Consider the following 17,436-nt stretch of genomic DNA (forward strand, 5'->3'; position numbering starts at 1 on the left):
GACCTGGGTGGTGGCGGCGACCTGGGTGGTGGCGGCGACCTGGGTGGTGGCGGCGACTTCGGTGGTGGCGGCGACTTCGGTGGTGGCGGCGACCTGGGTGGTGGCGGCGACCTGGGTGGTGGCGGCGACTTCGGTGGTGGCGGCGACTTCGGTGGCGGTGGCGACCTGGGTGGTGGCGGCGACCTGGGTGGTGGCGGCGACCTGGGTGGTGGCGGCGACTTCGGTGGCGGTGGCGACTTCGGTGGCGGTGGCGACCTGGGTGGTGGCGGCGACTTCGGTGGCGGTGGCGACTTCGGTGGCGGTGGCGGCGGGGGCGGGTTCTGATCATCGCCCTGACACCGCGACGAAGGGTCTCGGCGGCTGGCGGGTCGCTCCTCCTCGACCTTGATCACCGAGATCGAGGAAGTCAACACCGACGGCCTCGGCGCCCCCGTGGCCCGCGCCCCGTTGATTCCTCAACTCCGGGTTGATGGCCCCAGCGTGTCGACGAGGCGACCTGGCTGGAGAATGTGCCGGCCATGCGGCACAACCTCGCCGTCGCGTACGCGCAGATGGGCTGTCTCATCGAGGACTGCCATACGACGATCAGCTACGCCGCTGAGGAGAGCGGGATCACCGGGGGTACGGGAGGCGGCGATGATGGCCAACCTCGGTGCAGAACTGGAGGGCTGGGTCCTGCCGCATCCGTACGCACCTGAGCTCCAAGGCCCCTTCCGTTCCATCGCGATGATGACCCGGCGTGGGACGCACAGTTCCCCGACCATCCACTGTCGCGGGCACGGTCGTGGGTGCGGTCGTTGTGTCGGTGAAGTGCCCGCGCGCGGAGGCCTCGAGCGCGGGCGTTTGTCGCCGCGCTGGTCGGGTACCGCCTCATAACTACCCGGGTTGGAGGTGCGTTGTGGGCCGCATTCGCCACCGGCGGGGTGTTCACCGTCGACAACGGCTTCACCGCAGGACGAACTGATCGTCATGACGCGAGCCGGCTCAACCCAGACCGCGGCGGTACTGGTTGGTCACGGCGGCCTGGAGTGCCTGCGGGTGCGCCACGACGTCGCGGTGCCGTCGCCAGGTGTCGGTCAGGTCCTGGTGGCGGTCACGGCCGCGGCGGTGAACAACACCGATCTGTGGACGCGGCAGGGTGCCTACGGGCTTGCCGGCGACCCCGGTGCGTCGGCCGGCTGGCGCGGACCCATATCGTTCCCGCGCATCCAGGGCGGCGACATCGCCGGACGGATCGCCGAGGTCGGTCACGACGTGGACCCCACGCGGGTGGGGCAGCGCGTCGTCGTCGACCCCGCGCGCTATGACGGCCATGGCGACGGCGCTACTCCCGTCGCCTTGTTGGGCAGCGAAGCCGACGGCGGGTTCGCCGAGTACGTGATCGTCGACGCCGAGCGCGCGCACGCCATGGACGACTCACCGCTGACCGACGACCAGCTGGCCTGCTTGCCGATCGCCTACGGCACCGCGATGGGCATGCTGCAGCGCGGCCGGGTTCGGCCTGGTGAGACCGTGTTGGTCACCGGTGCGTCCGGCGGGGTCGGGTTGGCGTTGGTACAGCTGGCGGCTGCCAGTGGTGTGCAGGTCGTGGCGTTGACCCACGAATCTGTGCGCGAGCAGGTCGAGGTGGCTGGTGCGGCGCGGACCGTGTCTCGGTCGGCCGGCGACCTGCGCGCCCAGCTGTCCGATGCCGCCCCCGCCGGGCTGGACGCGGTGCTCGACGTCGTCGCGGGCCACGTGCTCGAGACTGCTTTCGACGCGCTGACCGAAGCTGGTCGCTGGGTCATCGCCGGCGCGATCGCCGGGCCGGTCGTCACGATCGACATTCGGCGGCTGTATCTGCATCAGCGTCAGCTCATCGGCTCCTCGATGCACACGCCCGCGCACTTCCGCCAGCTCGTCGACGCCGCCAGGCAAGGACGCGTGGCCCCGATGGTCGCGGCGACCTACCCGCTCACCGAGATCCACCAGGCTCAGCGCGACTTCGTCGGGGCCGGCCACGTCGGCAAGCTCGTCCTCCATCCCGCCATGGTGGCCGAGTAGCCCGGGCCGCCAGGCCTAGTGAGCGTCCCGGTCGGCGTCGAGGGGGCTCAGATGTCGGCGAGGCCGCGGAGGTGGTCGTCGTTCGCGTTCTTCGCGTCCGCGGGGGATCGTCACACAACGCGCCCGTCGCAACTATGCTGCTTGGGAACTCTTCGGGTGTGCGCCTGATACGGCACGGATGATGGGTGGTCAGACGATTACTGGACGGTACGGAGGCTCTACGGGGCAGAAGCAGCAGGTCTTCGGACGGGTTGACCCGTTCTGTCTGTTCGCCGTGCTGCCGATGCTGAGTATCGCGGGCCTCGTCATGTGGGGCGGCATCGTCATCCTTGGCGTGGTCTTGATCCTCCTCTCGCTCGGGATCGTGGCGGTCGATGCCTGGGCCAACCGGCCGAGAGGGAAACCCGCAAGTCGCTACCGTGGGGACTACTGACTCGCGTGGTCCTGTGGTCCGCCGGTGGTTTCGTGCCGCTCGTGACCCTCTCTTTTCCTGGTCGTCTGAATTGCTGTCGAAAGGGCGGGGAACGGCCGTAGCTATTGAGCACGGCGTTGTCGATACTCCGTTTCGACTCATGCGATGAGGCGGACGGACGCACCACAGACTGCGCTGAACACTCGCCTATTTCCGTCTTCTCAGCGCGCGGAAACTGTCGTACGCTCCACCTCGCCGTCGGATAGGGCCGCGACGGCAAACCAGTACTAAACCCCCTGGGGGAGAATTTGCGCTGCGCCAATTTCGGGATGGTGATAGCCATTTTGGCTGAACCGGAGTTCGTCCAGACATACGAGGTGACGAAATGACGCGCGGTTCTGAGGTGCCTCGGGGTGAGGTCGTGGACCGGGTGCTGGTCGCGTTCGAGGGGGAGGGGGCCGGCGAGGGTGAACTGGCGTTCGGTCAGCGCGGTCTCTGGCAGTCGATCGTCCAGTCGGGCGCGTCCACGGTCACGTACGTCGCGAAGGCCGACCCCGGCACGACCGTCGACGCGGTCGCCGACATGCTCGGCTTCATGGTCGGCAGGCACGAGTCGCTGCGCACGCGCCTGGTGTTGCGGGGGTCCGGGCCGCCGCGCCAGCAGGTGTCCGCGGCGGGGGAGATCCCGCTCCTCGTCGTGGCCTCCGGGGCCGACGATCCCGCCGAGGTCGCCGAGGCGCTCTCGATGCACTGGAAGGTCGTCCCGTTCGTCTACGAGACCGAGTGGCCGGTGCGGATGGCCGCGGTCGTGACCGGCGGCTCCGGCGGCTACACCGTCACGCACGTGGTCACCGTCTTCCTGCACACCTCGATCGACGGGTTCGGGTTGGCCGCCCTGATCGCCGACATCCGCGCGCGCGACCCGGAGACGGGTGCGCCCGCGGGCCCGGTCACGGCGCTCCCGCCGCTCGCGCAGGCGGCGTTCGAGGCGTCACCGGCCGGGCGACGGCAGAACGAGCAGTCGATGCGGTACCTGGAGCGCGTGCTGCGCACCGCGCCCACGCAGCCGTTCGGCGAACCGCGCCATGAGGGCACGCGCCGCTTCGCGATGCTGCGCTACCGGTCACGCGCGATCAGCATGGCTGTCCACACGGTCGCCGCACGGGACCGCCTCTACGAATCGCCCGTGCTGTTGGCGTCGTTCCTGGTCGGCGTCGGCCGGGTCGTCGGCGTCAACCCGTTGCCCACGTTGATGATGGTGAGCAACAGGTTCCGGCCCGGGTACGCCGACTCGGTCAGCGCGCTGATCAAGATCGTGCCCTTCGTGCTCGACATCGCGGATCTCTCCATGGGCGAGGCGGTCGCCCGGGCGTCGGGCAAGGCGCTCAACGCGTACCGGAACGCCTACTACGACGCGTACGAACAGGACGAGGTGGTGAGCCGGGTCGAACGCGAGCGCGGCGAGGAGTTCGATCTGTCCTGCTTCTACAACGACCGCAGGCGGCGGGATCGGGTGCACGCTGGGGTGGCGGCGCCGAGGGCAGCCGAGATCCGGGCCGCGCTCGCGGACAGCGAGCTGTCCTGGAAGCGGGACGCCCACGTCCCGAAGGCCAAGCTCCACCTGTGCGTCGAGGACCCGCCGGGTGCCGTCGAGCTGGTGCTGTCCGCGGACGAGCGGTACTTCTCCCGCGCGGACCTGGCGACGCTCGTGCGGGCGATCGAGGAGGCCGCCGTGCAGGCGGCGACCGACCCACAGGCACCGACCGGCATCACGCACCGGATCACGGCGGACGCGGTGCCGCGCTGAGGTAGCGGTGGCTAGGCGTTCGCTCGGCGGAGGCGTTCGGCTGCCTGTGCGCGGACGGCGTCACAGGACACCGGGGTGTCGCCGTGCAGTGCTTCCCATCGGGCGTTGTGCGCGGCCGGCCACAGGCTGGCCGCCCATGCGATCTCCTGCTCCTCCGCGGTGAACCGGCGCCCCCGAATGTCCTGATAAGCCGCCAGGAACGCGGCGGAGCTCTCGATCGGGGCCAGGGTCGTCGGCGAGCCGCTGGCGAACGCCCCGCACGCCGCACCCGCCAGTGCCGCGTCGGCCTGCCACGCCAGGCTGTCCCAGTCGTGCACGGCCCACACGTCCCCGTCGTGCCAGCGGAGGTTCTGCGCTTCGAAGTCGGCGTGGCCCAGCACGCACGGCAGGTCGGCGGCCAGCATCCGCTTGCGGGCCCGCTCGGCCGTGTCGACGACGTACGCGGGCACGGCGCTCTGGTCCCGGTCATCGAGGAACCCGATCGCCGGCCACACCCCGGAATCCGTGTGGTCCCAACGCGCCCAGCGTGGATTCGGCAGGGGCGGTGCGACGGTCATGTCGGCCAGTTCGGCCATCAGCCGGGCGAACACCTCCGCGTAGCGCACGGCCACGTCCGGCGAGTCGCCGCGCAGCGGCTCGCCGCCGGGCCGGAGCTCCTCGGCGTGCACGGCCAGCGCGCCGACGCCGACCGCGGGCGTGAGCGGCCGGGCGCACGGAAAGCCCCGCTCCGCCAACCGGGCCTGCGCCGCAACACACGACGCGGCCCGGCCGTCGTCCTCGCGCGCCTTCGCCACGACGTCGCGCCCGCCGGCCAACCGCAGCCCGAACACCGCCGAGATCCGCCGCAGCTCGAATAGCACGCTGACCGGCTCGTCCCCCAACTGGTCCACGCACCAGGCCGGCAGCCAGTCCGGCAGGTCATCCCACGGCACGGTGAGGACTGTAGGACGAGGTCGCGCCGCCGGCCGGTGGGGGGCGGGTCGCGGTGTCCAAGCTGGGCAACCTCCGCGGATGGGTCCGCGTCCTCTCGTGCGACGGCGCCTGGTTGCGGGCGTCGAACCGTCATCGACAGCCGACCGGCTAGGGGGAATCGGTGCCGCGTATTCGCCAGCTCTTCGGCAGACGGTGGGTGAAGATCGGCTTGGGCGTGCTGCTCGCGCTCGTACTGCTGGTCGGCGCCGGCCCGTACCTGTGGATCCGGTACGCCACGATGGGGATGGTCCACACGGTGGCCGACGCGCCGGCCGCTCCGGTGGCGATCGTGCTGGGTGCCGGGCTGAACGCGGACGGCTCACCCAAGCCCTATCTGCGGCTCCGGCTGGAGGACACGCTGCGGCTGTACCAGGACGGCAAGATCCGCGCCATCCTGGTCTCGGGTGATCATGGTCAGGTCGGCTACGACGAGGTCGCCGCGATGACCTCATGGTTGGTCGATCACGGCGTGCCGCCCGGCCAGGTGGTCGCCGATCATGCCGGGTTCGACACCTATGACTCGTGCGTGCGGGCGTACGCGATCTTCGGTGTGCGCGCGGCGTTGGTCGTCACGCAGGAGTTCCATGTGCGGCGCGCGGTTTTTCTGTGCCGAGAGGCTGGCATCGACGCGGCCGGCATCGGCTCGCCTGCCTCGGATGACGACACCCGCTACCAGGTGCGAGAGGTGCCCGCGGCGATCAAGGCCATGCTCGACGTGGTAGTCGGCGCCAGCCCCAGGTACCTCGGCAGGTACGAGACCGGCGTCGACGAGGCGCTGAGCACGCCGTAGACCACGCCCGCCGTCAACGGCTGGCCGCCCCCGCTCGCTGCTCGGCCGCCTTCGCGCGGCGTAGGTCGAGGGCGGCGGCGATGACCGTCTTCTGGACCTCGGTCGTGCCCTCGTAGATACGCAGCGCGCGGACCTGGCGGTACAGCCGCTCCGGCACGCTGTCCTTGACCAGGCCCGCTGCCCCGAAAACCTGGACCGCGGCGTCCACGATCTCCTGCGCGGACTCCGTCGCGTACACCTTGGCGATGCTGGAATGTTTCGAGAATCGACGGCTGCCTCTGTCGATCTCCCACGCCGCCCGGGCGACGAGCAGCGCGGCGGCGTTCAGCTTCACTTCCATGTCGGCGAACGTCGTCTTGATCGTCGGGAGGTCGAACAGCTTGCCCTCGCCCATCGGCCGGCTCCGTGCCCAGGCGAGGGCGGCGTCCGCGGCTCGGCGGGCGTAGCCGACCGCTGCCGCGCCCACCGTCATCCGGAACCGCTCCAGCATGTCCATGGCGACGACGAAGCCCTGACCCGGCCGGCCCAGCACGCAGTCCGCGGGCACGTCGCAGTCCTCGAAGTCCAGATGGGCGAACGCACGCGGAGCGATGGCGGCGATCCGTTCGCGCACCCGCAGGCCGGGGGTGGTGCCCGGGACCAGGAACGCGGTCAGGCCGAGCGCGCCCGGGCCCTCGCCGGTGCGCGCGATCACGCACAGGACGTCGGCGATGCTCCCGTGCGCGATCCACGCCTTCTCGCCGTTTAGCCGGTAACCGTCGCCGACCCGTTCCGCGGTCAGCTCGAGACCGGCGATGTCGGACCCGCGCTCCCGTTCGGACAGTGCGAACGAACCGACGAGGGTGCCGTTCGCCATGCCCGGCAGGTAGCGGCGTTTCTGCTCCTCGGTGCCGAACCGGAGGATCGGCCGCGCGGCCAACGTGTGCACGGCGAAGCAGTTGTCCGGCGTGTCGTCGGTGTACGCGAGTGCCTCGCGCCCCAGGCACAGCGACCGGAAGTCGCCGTCCGCCACCGCATCGGGTCCGGCGTCGGGGTCCAGGAAGGCGAACCAGCCGTCCTCCCCGAGCGCGCGCAGGATCCGCTGGACGGTCCGCTCCCGGAACTCGTCCTGTTCATGCGGTACGTCCCACAGGTCGGTGTGGGCGGCGCACCACTCGTCCACGCGCTCGGCGAAGGCCACGTGCCGCGGCTCGTAGAAGGGAAGACCCAGGATCTCTCGATCGAACGAAACGGTCACGGCTGATCCGCCTCCCCGGAATTCAATGTTGTGGTCGCCGTGCGTTGTCGGCTTCCGGTTCGGTACGTACTTGTGGCTGGGTTGCGTCCCGTTCCCCTTGGGTGCGGTTGGTGGCCACTCGGTTCATGCGTGCTTCGTGCTGCTCGACGACCTGTCATGGCTGCGTCAGATCACCAGCTCGTCGGCGGACTCGGGAGCGGTGTGCGCGCCGCCCGTGGCGGTCAGCTCGGCCACCAGTTGCGGCTCGGCGAAGTAGGCGAACGACGCGTAGCCGCGCCAGACGCGCCGCCATTCACCCTCGACGGCAGAGGCACCCAGATCGCGCCGCACGTCGTCCAGGTAGGTCACGATCGCGTCCACCGACTGCCTGGAGTGCCCGGCGGAGAAGTTGTCGATCGTCAGGTGTGCCTCCTCGTAGGCGGTATCGAAGCCGTGGTGGCGCAGCCGTTGGATCTCGTTCATCCGCATCTCTCCGAGTCCGTACATCTCGATGCCGAGGTTGTAGCCGAGGATCTCGTTGTAGAAGCTGTCCGGGAACATCGACATGCTCAGCTGGTGGTTCGCCGACTCGTACTGCCGGTGGCTCTCGGACAGCTGGTCCTGCTCGGTGAACGCGGCGTCCCGGATGTGCGGGAGCGTGAAGTCCATGCTGGCCAGGACCTGGTAGATCAGCGTGAGGTGGTTCTTGTGCAGCTCCCCGCGCCCCATCTCGTCGACGTAGATCGCGAACAGCAGCCCATCGCTGCGCCGGCGGAAGCGGCCGACATTGCCGATCCGGTGTGCCCAGGCGCCGTCGATCATGTTGCCGAGCGCCAGGTCGGCCTGGCCGAAGCGAACCTCCTCGCGGTCGGGGATCTCGGCGAGCGGGTGGTAGGGCTCCACCAGCTTCTCCCAGTAGATCCGGTCGACGCGGGCGCCCAGCGCCTCGGGGGAGTAGTCGAACCAGCTGGCATTGGTGTACCGGCCGCGCGCCCCGTGCGTGAACAGGACCTCCGCCTCGACGAAACCCGCTATCGCGCGTTGCCTGGCGAGTGGCAGCACGTTCGCGAAGTGTTCGACGTTGACCAGCCGGTAGAACAGCTCCCGCTCGTCGCGCGGGTTCGGCTCGGCGAAGCGCAGGTCCGGGGGCGAGGACGAGGCGACCGCAGCACCCCACCGCGCGGCCGCGTCGTCGCCGAGCCGGTTGACCTCGATCTCGATCGGTGACCGGTCCCCGGCCTGTGCCCGCTCCACCCACGCGGTGATCGTCGCGGCCTCGTCGGAGTCGAAGATGCCGAACATCGGTCCACCGAACCGCAGCGCGTTCAGCAGCCGGCAGCCGCCCGACGGCAGCGGCTTGACCTGCCGGGAGCGGCGCAGCTCGTCGAGGAACGCGGCGAGGTCGAGATCGGGGTCGGCGAAGGCCTCGGTGAGGCGCCGGCCCCGGACCGTCACGGTGCCGTGGTGCCGGCCCGCGAAGGGGGCGTGCCGGGCGACGATCTCCGCGAACCGGGAGTGCAGCGACCGCGCCGCGTGCCAGTCGGCCAGGTCGACGAGCAGGCGTACCTGCGCCAGCTCCAGCTCCACGGTGCGGGTGACGGCCGCGCGCAGGCGCGCCCGCTCGGCCGGGCCCCGCACCGAGTCGCGGGTCAGCGACAGGTACTCGGCCAGCGACTCCCGCAGCCCCTGCTCCGTCAGCAGCTCGGGCACGCCGGCGAGCCGGTCGTCGACCCCCAGCGCGTGGTACGCGTAGTGCACCCCGACGACCTCGGGCAGGAAGCTCGTGGCCAGCCGCGACAGCGCCAGGTAGAAGCACGCGTGCCAGGCCGTGAGCGGTCGGGTCCGTGCCGCGGGCAGGAAGTCGTCCGCGGTGATCTCCGGGAGGTAGACCCCGGCCTGCTCCAGTGCGCGCCGCCGGACGTGGTGCACCGAGCGTTGCGGGTTCCCCGCTCCCTTCAGCGCGAAGTGGTCCCGCAGCAGGCGGTTGACGATGAGCGCCGGCTGGGTCGCCGGCGAGGACACGGTGTCCAGCCAGCAGCCGGAGATCTGGCCGAGCGCGGCCCGTTCCCGCAGCGCGGCACCGCGGTGTGCCGGTTCGTGCCGGGCCAGGGTGTCGAGCATCGAGCCGATCTCGGCCCGGGCCGCGGCGACCCGCTCGGCGACCGCGTCCGGCGCGGTGTCCTGGTCGGTGTCCTGGTCGCCGTCACTGTCGGCGCCCGAGGGGAGCATCGCGTGGAGGATGCGGCGGGCGGCCAGCAGCACCGGCTCGGACTCCTGGTCGCGGACGAGCCGGCGGAAGACGTCGTCCGGGCCGCTCGCCAGAATCGTGTCGGCCTGCTCCGCGGCACCGGGGCCGAACTCGAACGTGGTCAGAGCCGAGGACGTGGTCCGGTCCGGAAGTTCCATGCGCAGCCTCCGTTCACTGGTCGGCCGGTCGCTTGCGCAGCAGCACGCCGGCACGGGAGCCGGGCACGCTCGCCGCGAGCAGGTAGTGCTCGCCTTCCCGCAGGTGTCCGGCCGAGCCGCGGTCGACCAGGTTGATCAGGGGATCGGCGGCGAAGCAGTGCCCGATCCGGGTGATGTTGTCCAGGTAGAGCTGGGCCGCGGCGAACCCGGCCTGCATCTCCTTGAGGAAGATGACGGGCTTGTAGACGTTGGTGTGCATGAGCCCGGCGACGTCGGTGAGGGTCAGGCCGAACGGCTTCAGCAACTGCTCGTTGACCTGGATGGCGAGGGCCGGGTCGATCTCGTTCGACCAGTCGAGCTCGGTGGCTCGGTTCGCCGCCGCGCAGGCCAGCAGCTCGAAGCCGTCCGGGTGGTCGTCGGTCACCAGGCAGCTCGCCGCGCCGTCGCTGAACAACGCGAACTTGTCCAGGCGGGTGGTCTCGTCGGTGACCCGGTCGGTGGTGATCACCAGGACCCGGCGGTGCCGGCCGCTGCGCACGTACGCGTCGGCGACCTGCACGCCGGCGAGCAGGTTCGTGCAGCGGTTGATGCCGACGCCGACGAAGTCCGCGTCGGCGATGCCGAGGCCGGTGAGGATCCGTGCCACGAACGCCCCGTGCACTCCGGTGCCGACGGGGAACTCGGTCGAGCACAGGACGACCGAGTCGACCGCTGCCGGGTCGAGGCGCGCGGCCGCCAGGGTCGCCGCCCCGGTCTCCACGGCCAGCTCCTCGATGCTCCGCTCGGTGCGGCGGATCAGGCCCCAGCCCCACAGGCTCGCCTTCGGCTTCATGCGGAACTCGGCGACCCGGTCGGCGAAGTTGACGATCGTGGTGTGGTCCTCGGCGTGCTCGCCGAGGACGTAGTGGGGTGCGGTGAGCACGACGGGCACGGCTAGATCACTTCGACGTGGTCGGTGGCCGGGGCGGGCATGGGGCGCAGGGCGTCGCGCAATATGTCCACGACGGCGGCGGGCCGGTCGGTGAAGTAGAAGTGCCCGCCGTCGCGCCAGTGGTACCGCGGCACGGCGGCGAACTCGCGTTCCCAGGGATGGAGCACGCCGTCGGCCACCCGCCAGTCGTCGGCGCCGTTGACCAGCGAGGCCTCGATCGTCAACGAGGCCGCCGGCCGGTAGCGGTAGTCCGCGAACAGGCGCACGTCCGCCCGCAGTTCGGGCAGCAGCAGCTCCTGCAGCTCGGGATCCTCGACGATCTCCGGCGCCAGCCCCTCGTGCTTCGCCGTCGCCTCGACGAACTCGCGCCACGGCAGCCGTGCCGCCCAGACGATGTACTCGGTCGGCAGCAGCGACGGGGCGGCACACCCCGACACCACCAGGTGCCGCAGCGGCGGCCAGTCACGCAGCCGCCGCGCCACCTCGAACGCGACCAGTCCGCCGAGGCTGTGGCCGAACAGGCAGACCGCGCGGTCGGGAAGGCCGCGGATCGCCTCGGCGGCGCCGTCGGCCAGCTCGTCGAGGCTGGTGGTGCGCGGCTCGCCGACGCGGTGCCCGCGGCCGGGCACGCAGACGGCGCGCACCGTCGCGGCCGGACCGAGGTGCCGCTGCCAGCCAAGGTAGGCACGCGGGTCGCCGCCCGCGTGGGCGAAGCACACCACGGTCGGCGCGTCCGGTCGGGTCGTGGCGCCGTCGGACAGGAACCAGCCGTCGCCGGGCATCGCGCTCACCTCGGCTCCGCCCGCGGGTTCTCCGAGGGACTCACCGAGGCCGCCAGGGTGGCGGGTTCCGGCGTCGCGGCGGCGGGTGGACGTGCGCGCATCCGGGAGATGCCGACCCCGGCGAGGCACAGGACGCCGCCGCCGATCGCGAGCCAGCCCGCAACCTCGCCGAGCACCACCCAGGACATCACGACGGCGAGCGCCGGCACGAGGAACGTGGTGATCCCCATGACGCTCGCGGGGGTGCGGGCGAGCGCGTACGCCCACGTCGAGAACGCCAGCGCGGTCGGGAACACGCCCAGGTAGACCATGTTCAGGATCGCCGACGGCTCGGCCTCGCCGAGCTGCGTGACGAGCTGGCCGGTGAAGGGCAGGCAGGCGACGGCCCCGACCACGCAGCCGAATGTCGTCACCTGTGCGGCGGATGCCTTGCGCAGCGCGGGTTTCTGCAGGATCACGCCGCCCGCGGACGCCGCGGCCGCGAGCAGACACAGCAGCACGCCGCCGAGGGAGTCGTCCGCGCTGCCCGACACGGACAGTCCGATGAGGACGGTGCCGCCGACGGCGACGGCGAGCCCGATGAGGAGGAAGCGCGAGATCTGTTCCCCGAGCACGGGCCCGCTGAGCAGCGCCACGAGGATCGGTGCCACGCCGATGATCATCGCCGCGGTGCCGGCGTCGACCCCCTGCTCACCCTGGTTCAGGGCGACCATGTAGATGCCGAACCACAGCACACCGGCGCCCATGATGGCGGGCCAGGCCGCGCGGGGCGGCAACCCCTCGCGGCGCAGGAGCAGGATCGCGACGAGCACCACCGACGCGGTCAGCAGCCGGCCCAGCGCGAGCGCGCCTGACGTGAAGTGGGGCGCGGCGGCACGAATGCCGACGAATGCGGAGGCCCACAGCAGCATCGTCACGCCCACCGCGACAAGGGCCCACCGCTGCCCGGTTTGCTGGCTCATGAGAATCCCAACTCCAGTGCCGTGCGTCGGGTCACGCTAGCTCGACCGGTCGGCTCGATCCAGGGAATGCGCGCGGCGCGGTCGGGATCCGGCCGCCCTGGCAGGAAGCTGCCACGAGTCGCTGGCAGGTTCCTGCATTCGGTCGCGGGTCGCTCGCACGCGTGCGCCCACCACCTAGACTCCGGCGCACGTCAGAAGGAGGTCGACCGGCCATGACGTCGATCATCGAGTCCCGCAAGCCGGAGATCCGCAGGATCGTCTGCGAGACCCTGGAGATCGATCCCGAGCAGTTGACCGAGACCAGCTCGTTCCGGGACGACCACGACGCCGACTCGTTGCGCGCCATCGAGATCGTCGCGGCGCTCGAGGAGGAGCTGGGCATCAAGATCGACCAGAGCGAGCTGGTCCGCATGGTCGATCTCGCCGGCGTCTACGCCGTGGTGTCCGAGGCGCTCGACGGGCAGTGAGCACTCGCCGCCGTGTCGTCGTCACCGGTCTCGGTGCCGTGTCCGCGATCGGCGTCGGCGCGCGGGCGTACGGCGCCGGCCTGCGCGCCGGCCGGGACGCGGCGAGGCCGGTCAGCTCCCCGGCGCTGAAGGACTTCGGGCACGCCAACGCGTGCGAGATCGGCGACTTCGACCCGTCGCGGTGGATCGAGACCCTCGACCCCGCCGCGCTGGGTCGGGCGGCCTGGTTCGGGCTCGCCGCCGCCCGGATGGCGGTCGCCGAGCTGCCGCTCGACGCGCTGCGTGGCCGGCCGAGCGTGGTCGCGATGGGCACGGCCTACGGCGAGGCGTCCACCGACCTCGACCGTCTGGTCGAGCAGGAGATCGCGCACGGCCCGGCCGGCATGGACGCGGACCTGGCCCGGCGGATGAACGCCGGCCGGCTGGCGACGACCGTCGCGCACGAGTTGGGGCTGCACGACACCGAGGCGGTGACCGTGCCGACCGCGTGCTCGGCCGGCAACTACGCGATCGGCTTCGGCGTGGACGCCATCCGTTCCGGCGACGCCGACCTCGCCCTCTGCGGTGGTGCGGACGCCCTGTGCCGCAAGACGATGGCCGGCTTCACCCGGCTGGGCGCGATGGCCCCGGACCGGTGCCGGCCGTTCGACCGCGACCGGAAGGGCATGCTCGCCGGCGAGGGCTCGGGCGTGCTGCTGCTGGAGGAGCTGGCACACGCGCGGGCGCGTGGCGCGCGCGTCCACGCCGAGGTGCTCGGCTACGGGCTCAGCTGCGACGCCGAGCATCCGGTGGCACCCGCCGAGGACGGCGTGGCTCGGGGCATGCGCCTCGCGCTGCGCGACGCCGGTGTCGAGCCGGGGGAGGTCGACCTCGTCTCCGCGCACGGCACCGGGACCCAGGCCAACGACGTGACCGAGGCGCGGGCGATCCACGCGGTGTTCGGCGAACGTCCACCGAGGACGGTGGGGCTCAAGTCGATGCTCGGCCATACCCTCGGCGCGTCGGCCGCGCTGGGCGCGGTGGGCTGCGTGCTCGCCATCACCGGCGGGTTCGTCCCGCCCACGATCAACCACGTCGAAACCGACCCGGAGTGCGACCTGGACTGCGTGCCCAACACCGCGGTCGAGGCTGACCTGCGGGTGGTGCAGAGCAACGCGCTGGCCTTCGGCGGCAACAACGCCGTCGTCCTCTTCGGACGGTACGGGTCATGACGGTGATCACGGCGTGGTCCGCGGTGTCGGCGTACGGGGTCGGTGCGGCGGCGCTCGCCGACGGTCTGCGCGAGCAGCGGACCGTGGCGTCCACGGTGGACCCGGAAGCCTGGCCGGTGCCCGGTGGGAAGGCCTGCGTGGTCCCCGGGTTCGACGCGCGGGAACTGCTCGGCGCGAAGGGCACGCGGTCGATGGACCGGGTGTCCGCGCTCGCCGTGCTGACCGCGGGTCAGGTGGCGCGCGACGCGGGCGACCTCGGCGAGGACGCCGGCCTGGTCCTCGGCGTCAACAACGGGAGCGCGCAGAGCATGCTGGAGCTCACCCGCGACTCCCTGGTCAAGGCGCGGCCCGAGTTCGTCAAACCGGCGCAGTTCCCCAACACGCTGATGAACGCCGCCGCGGCCCAGTGCGCCATCTGGCACCGGCTGCGCGGTCCGAACGCGACGGTCGCCGCGGGCCGGACCTCCGGGCTGGTCGCCCTGAACCACGCCCGGCGGATGCAGCGGTCGGGGCGGGCCGAGGCCGTGCTGTGCGGTGCCGCCGAGGAGTTCTCCACGACGCGGGCCTGGCTGGAGCACCACGCGGCGCCGAACCGGCCCGATGGCGTGCTGCTGGGCGAGGGCTGCGCGATGCTGCTGGTGGAGCCGGCGGCTCGGCACGGGCGCACCGAACTGGCCGAGTTGCTCGGGTTGGCGTTCGGGGTGTTCCGCGCGCCGGCGGAGGCCGGACCGGCGCTGGCCGGTTGCGTGCGCCGGGTGATCGCCGCCGCGGGGGAGTCGCCGGACCGGGTCTGGGCGCACGCCGCCGCGCACGACCCGGATCTGTCCGATGTGGACAAACCGGTCGATGCGGTGCTCGGCGCGCCGCTGCGGCTGCCGATGACGGAGCTGGTCGGGGACACCCACGCCGCGTCGGCCGCCTTCGGGCTCGCCGCCGTGCTGGCGTTGGCGGTGGACGAGCCGAGAGCCGGCGGCCGAACGGCTCTGGTGACCGCGGCGGACCGGGACGGCACGGTCGGTTGTGCATTGCTGCGCCTCGCGGACGCGGCCGCGTGACCGCCACGGCCGGCCCGTGCGTGCTCCGGGCACCCGTGACGGTCACCGCCCGCAACGGCCGGGCGGTGACCGCGGTGGTTCCGGTTCGGGCCGAGGAGCCGGTGCTCGCCGGCCACTACCCGGGCTTTCCCGTACTACCAGGCGTCTGCGTCATCGAGTGCGTGGATCGCGCCGCGCTCGCGGCGCCACCGGGGACCGTGGAGCTTGCGGCGATCGACTCGGCCCGCTTCCTCGGCCCGGTCCACCCTGGCGACGAGCTGACCGTCGAGCTGGTCTGGTCGGCGGAGGGTGGTGACTGGTGTTGCCGGGCCGAGGCCAGCACCGTCCGGGGCCGGACGGCCACGGTCCGCCTGCGCTACCGCGACCGTCCGCCGGAGCCGGAGGCGGCCGGGCCGCGGGGACTGGAGGCGGGCGCACGCCTCGGCGTCGACGAGATCACCCGCCTGATCCCGCACCGGCCGCCGATGCTGCTGCTGGACCGGGTCGACGGGCTGGTGCCGGGGGAGCGGCTCACCGCCACCCGGACCGTCCGCGCCGACGAGCCCTGGTGCGCCGGGAGGTCCGCCTACCCGGCCGTGCTGGTGGTCGAGTCGTGGTGCCAGGCGGCCGGGGTGCTCGCCGTGTACGACGCACCCGGCCTGAGCGCGGAGTCCGGCCGGGTCATGCTCCTCGGCGGCGTGCAGGGCGTCGAGCTGGCCGGTCCGGTGTCCCCCGGCGACCGGGTCGAGCACCTGGTCCGGTTGTCCGCGTCGGCCACCGACGCCGGGGTGCTGACCGGTGAGTCCTGTGTAGACGGACGGGTAGTGCTGCGGGTGCGGCGGATCGTGGTGGCCATGCGACCGGCCGCCGAACTGGAGGTCGGATGACGGCGTCTCGACGGGTGGCACTGGTCACCGGAGGCTCCCGGGGCATCGGCCGGGCCGTCGTGCTGCGGCTGGCTCGGGACGGCTACGACGTGGGTTTCTGCTACCAGTCCCAACAGGACGCGGCCCGCGACCTGGAGAAGGAGGCCGGTGAGTTCGGCGTACGAGTGCTGTCCCGGCAGGCCGACGTCACCGACGCGGCCGCGGTGGGGCGGCTGGTCACGGAGATCCAGCAGGAGCTGGGCCCGATCGGCGCCGTCGTCACCTCCGCCGGTGTGCTCGAGGACAAGCCGCTGGTGACGATGGGCGACGCGGACTGGAACCGGGTGCTCGACACCAACCTCGACGGCACCTTCCACGTCTGCCGGGCGGCCGTCTTCGAGATGATGAAGCGCAAGGCCGGCTGCGTGGTCACCATCTCCTCGGTCGCCGGGTTGCACGGCAACGCGGGCCAGACCAACTACTCCGCGGCCAAGGCCGGCATCATCGGCTTCACCCGGGCGCTGGCGAAGGAGGTCGGCCGCTACAACATCCGGGCCAACGTGGTCGCGCCGGGTTACATCGACACGGCGATGACCGAGGGCATGGACGCCGGCGCGCTCGACCGGGCGAAGGCCCGGATCCCGCTCGGCCGGCTCGGCCGTCCGGAGGAGGTGGCCGACCTCGTCGCGTTCCTCGCCTCCGATCGGGCGACCTACATCAGCGGCGCCGTGCTGCGGGTGGACGGTGCGTTCGGCTGAGCGTTCGGCTGGCCGGGCAACAGGCGCAGCTCCGCGACGCGCACCCCGGCCTGGAACCGGGACGCCGCGCCCATCCCGCGCAGGATCTCGGCGACGTAGCGCCGGTAGGTCCGCACCGACAGGCCGAGCTTGCGCGCGGCGGCGTCGTCCTTGTGACCGGCGCTCAGGCAGTCCAGGATCTCCAGGGTCAGTCGGTCGCTCGTCGGAGCCGGGCGGTCCGGCGCGGGGCGAGCGGCCTGCCACGTGCTGGTGAACAGCGCGCGCAGCGTCCGCAGGATCGACGGCACGTAGGTGACCGTCGCCGGCGCGTCGGCACCGCCGGGGTCGGGCTGGACCAGCGCGACCCGGTCGTCGGCCATCAGCAGCTCGGGCAGCGGCGAGTCGCTCACCCTGGCCTCGATGCCGTGGGCCACGGCGTTCTCGACGAACTCGACGCCCTCGACGGTCAGCATGGTGTCGGGGGCGCACAGCATCCGTACGGCGATGCCCCGCACCGGCAGCGCGCCCAGCTCCGCCAACGCCCGCCGCGCGCTGTCGGCCCGGTAGCGTGCCGGCGAGGGGACGCAGATCAGCTCCTCGCGGGTGAGTGCGACCAGCCGCCGCACGGTCGCGGACACGGTCTCCTCGTCCGGGGGCAGCTCGACGACGGGGGCCGGCGTGGATCCAACGGCCCGGCGGCGGTGGTTGGAGATCGCCGCGTCGACCAGCGCCCGTGCCGACAGCAGGGCCTGCTCGACGTCGTCGCCCGGCTCGACGGACGGGATCGTCACCGACATTCG

General features: G+C 72.0%; 17 protein-coding genes. 10 read left to right on the forward strand and 7 right to left on the reverse strand.

Translation table 11 applies throughout. The features are described 5' to 3' along the window. From ACRDTB_RS06190 to ACRDTB_RS06205, 4 genes are all read left to right on the forward strand, one after another. The coding region (locus ACRDTB_RS06190) for a hypothetical protein (RefSeq protein WP_431428990.1) at positions 1 to 324 on the forward strand (324 nt) is incomplete at its 5' end. A 645-nt stretch (positions 325 to 969) separates the two neighbouring features. Further along, a complete protein-coding gene (locus ACRDTB_RS06195; protein ID WP_431428991.1) occupies positions 970 to 2,043 on the forward strand; it encodes a zinc-binding dehydrogenase in 1,074 nt (357 codons plus the stop codon). Positions 2,044 to 2,221: 178 nt separating this feature from the next. Further along, complete coding sequence (locus tag ACRDTB_RS06200) at positions 2,222 to 2,476, forward strand: hypothetical protein (protein ID WP_431428992.1); 255 nt, start codon at positions 2,222 to 2,224, stop codon at positions 2,474 to 2,476. A 364-nt stretch (positions 2,477 to 2,840) separates the two neighbouring features. Further along, the gene (locus tag ACRDTB_RS06205; protein ID WP_431428993.1) at positions 2,841 to 4,262 is read left to right on the forward strand and encodes a condensation domain-containing protein; all 1,422 of its coding nucleotides are present in this window, start codon (positions 2,841 to 2,843) and stop codon (positions 4,260 to 4,262) included. A gap of 11 nt (positions 4,263 to 4,273) precedes the next feature. Here ACRDTB_RS06205 and ACRDTB_RS06210 read toward each other — a convergent pair whose 3' ends face one another. Continuing rightward, positions 4,274 to 5,194, reverse strand: coding sequence for a hypothetical protein (locus tag ACRDTB_RS06210; protein WP_431428994.1), 921 nt, complete (start codon positions 5,192 to 5,194; stop codon positions 4,274 to 4,276). Positions 5,195 to 5,391: 197 nt separating this feature from the next. Between ACRDTB_RS06210 and ACRDTB_RS06215 the strand changes: the two genes are divergently transcribed. Further along, positions 5,392 to 6,024 (forward strand): SanA/YdcF family protein, encoded by a 633-nt coding sequence (locus ACRDTB_RS06215; protein WP_431428995.1) that lies wholly within the window; start codon positions 5,392 to 5,394, stop codon positions 6,022 to 6,024. 13 nt (positions 6,025 to 6,037) lie between these two features. Here ACRDTB_RS06215 and ACRDTB_RS06220 read toward each other — a convergent pair whose 3' ends face one another. The 5 genes from ACRDTB_RS06220 to ACRDTB_RS06240 all read right to left on the reverse strand — a co-directional run bounded on the left by ACRDTB_RS06220 (position 6,038) and on the right by ACRDTB_RS06240 (position 12,321). Beyond that, positions 6,038 to 7,261, reverse strand: coding sequence for an acyl-CoA dehydrogenase family protein (locus ACRDTB_RS06220; RefSeq protein WP_431428996.1), 1,224 nt, complete (start codon positions 7,259 to 7,261; stop codon positions 6,038 to 6,040). A gap of 165 nt (positions 7,262 to 7,426) precedes the next feature. Then, a complete protein-coding gene (locus ACRDTB_RS06225) occupies positions 7,427 to 9,646 on the reverse strand; it encodes an iron-containing redox enzyme family protein (protein ID WP_431428997.1) in 2,220 nt (739 codons plus the stop codon). A 13-nt stretch (positions 9,647 to 9,659) separates the two neighbouring features. Then, positions 9,660 to 10,577 carry a hypothetical protein gene (locus ACRDTB_RS06230; protein ID WP_431428998.1) on the reverse strand — a complete coding sequence of 306 codons (918 nt, stop codon included), beginning with the start codon at positions 10,575 to 10,577 and terminating at the stop codon, positions 9,660 to 9,662. Positions 10,578 to 10,579: 2 nt separating this feature from the next. Beyond that, positions 10,580 to 11,359, reverse strand: coding sequence for a thioesterase II family protein (locus ACRDTB_RS06235; protein WP_431429061.1), 780 nt, complete (start codon positions 11,357 to 11,359; stop codon positions 10,580 to 10,582). Positions 11,360 to 11,364: 5 nt separating this feature from the next. Next, positions 11,365 to 12,321 (reverse strand): DMT family transporter, encoded by a 957-nt coding sequence (locus tag ACRDTB_RS06240; RefSeq protein ID WP_431428999.1) that lies wholly within the window; start codon positions 12,319 to 12,321, stop codon positions 11,365 to 11,367. Positions 12,322 to 12,533: 212 nt separating this feature from the next. On the opposite strand from ACRDTB_RS06240, the gene ACRDTB_RS06245 reads away from it, so the two are divergent. From ACRDTB_RS06245 to fabG, 5 genes are read left to right on the forward strand one after another with little or no spacing between them, the layout of a single operon-like run. Beyond that, on the forward strand, positions 12,534 to 12,788 hold the full coding sequence (locus ACRDTB_RS06245; protein WP_431429000.1) for an acyl carrier protein: 255 nt from the start codon (positions 12,534 to 12,536) through the stop codon (positions 12,786 to 12,788). Next, complete coding sequence (locus tag ACRDTB_RS06250; RefSeq protein WP_431429001.1) at positions 12,785 to 13,999, forward strand: beta-ketoacyl-[acyl-carrier-protein] synthase family protein; 1,215 nt, start codon at positions 12,785 to 12,787, stop codon at positions 13,997 to 13,999. The genes ACRDTB_RS06245 and ACRDTB_RS06250 overlap by 4 nt, the downstream gene beginning before the upstream one ends. Next, entirely contained in the window at positions 13,996 to 15,054 is a 1,059-nt protein-coding gene (locus ACRDTB_RS06255) for a beta-ketoacyl synthase N-terminal-like domain-containing protein (RefSeq protein ID WP_431429002.1), read from the forward strand. The genes ACRDTB_RS06250 and ACRDTB_RS06255 overlap by 4 nt, the downstream gene beginning before the upstream one ends. Continuing rightward, a complete protein-coding gene (locus tag ACRDTB_RS06260; RefSeq protein WP_431429003.1) occupies positions 15,051 to 15,920 on the forward strand; it encodes a 3-hydroxyacyl-ACP dehydratase FabZ family protein in 870 nt (289 codons plus the stop codon). Before ACRDTB_RS06255 ends, ACRDTB_RS06260 begins: the two co-directional genes overlap by 4 nt. Continuing rightward, complete coding sequence (gene fabG / locus ACRDTB_RS06265; protein ID WP_431429004.1) at positions 15,917 to 16,657, forward strand: 3-oxoacyl-ACP reductase FabG; 741 nt, start codon at positions 15,917 to 15,919, stop codon at positions 16,655 to 16,657. The genes ACRDTB_RS06260 and fabG overlap by 4 nt, the downstream gene beginning before the upstream one ends. On the opposite strand, the gene ACRDTB_RS06270 is transcribed toward fabG, so the two are convergent. Further along, the gene (locus tag ACRDTB_RS06270) at positions 16,612 to 17,433 is read right to left on the reverse strand and encodes a hypothetical protein (protein WP_431429005.1); all 822 of its coding nucleotides are present in this window, start codon (positions 17,431 to 17,433) and stop codon (positions 16,612 to 16,614) included. The genes fabG and ACRDTB_RS06270 overlap by 46 nt on opposite strands. Positions 17,434 to 17,436 lie beyond the last annotated feature (3 nt).

The sequence above is a fragment of the Actinophytocola sp. genome (assembly GCF_050699935.1).
Taxonomy (GTDB): domain Bacteria; phylum Actinomycetota; class Actinomycetes; order Mycobacteriales; family Pseudonocardiaceae; genus Actinophytocola.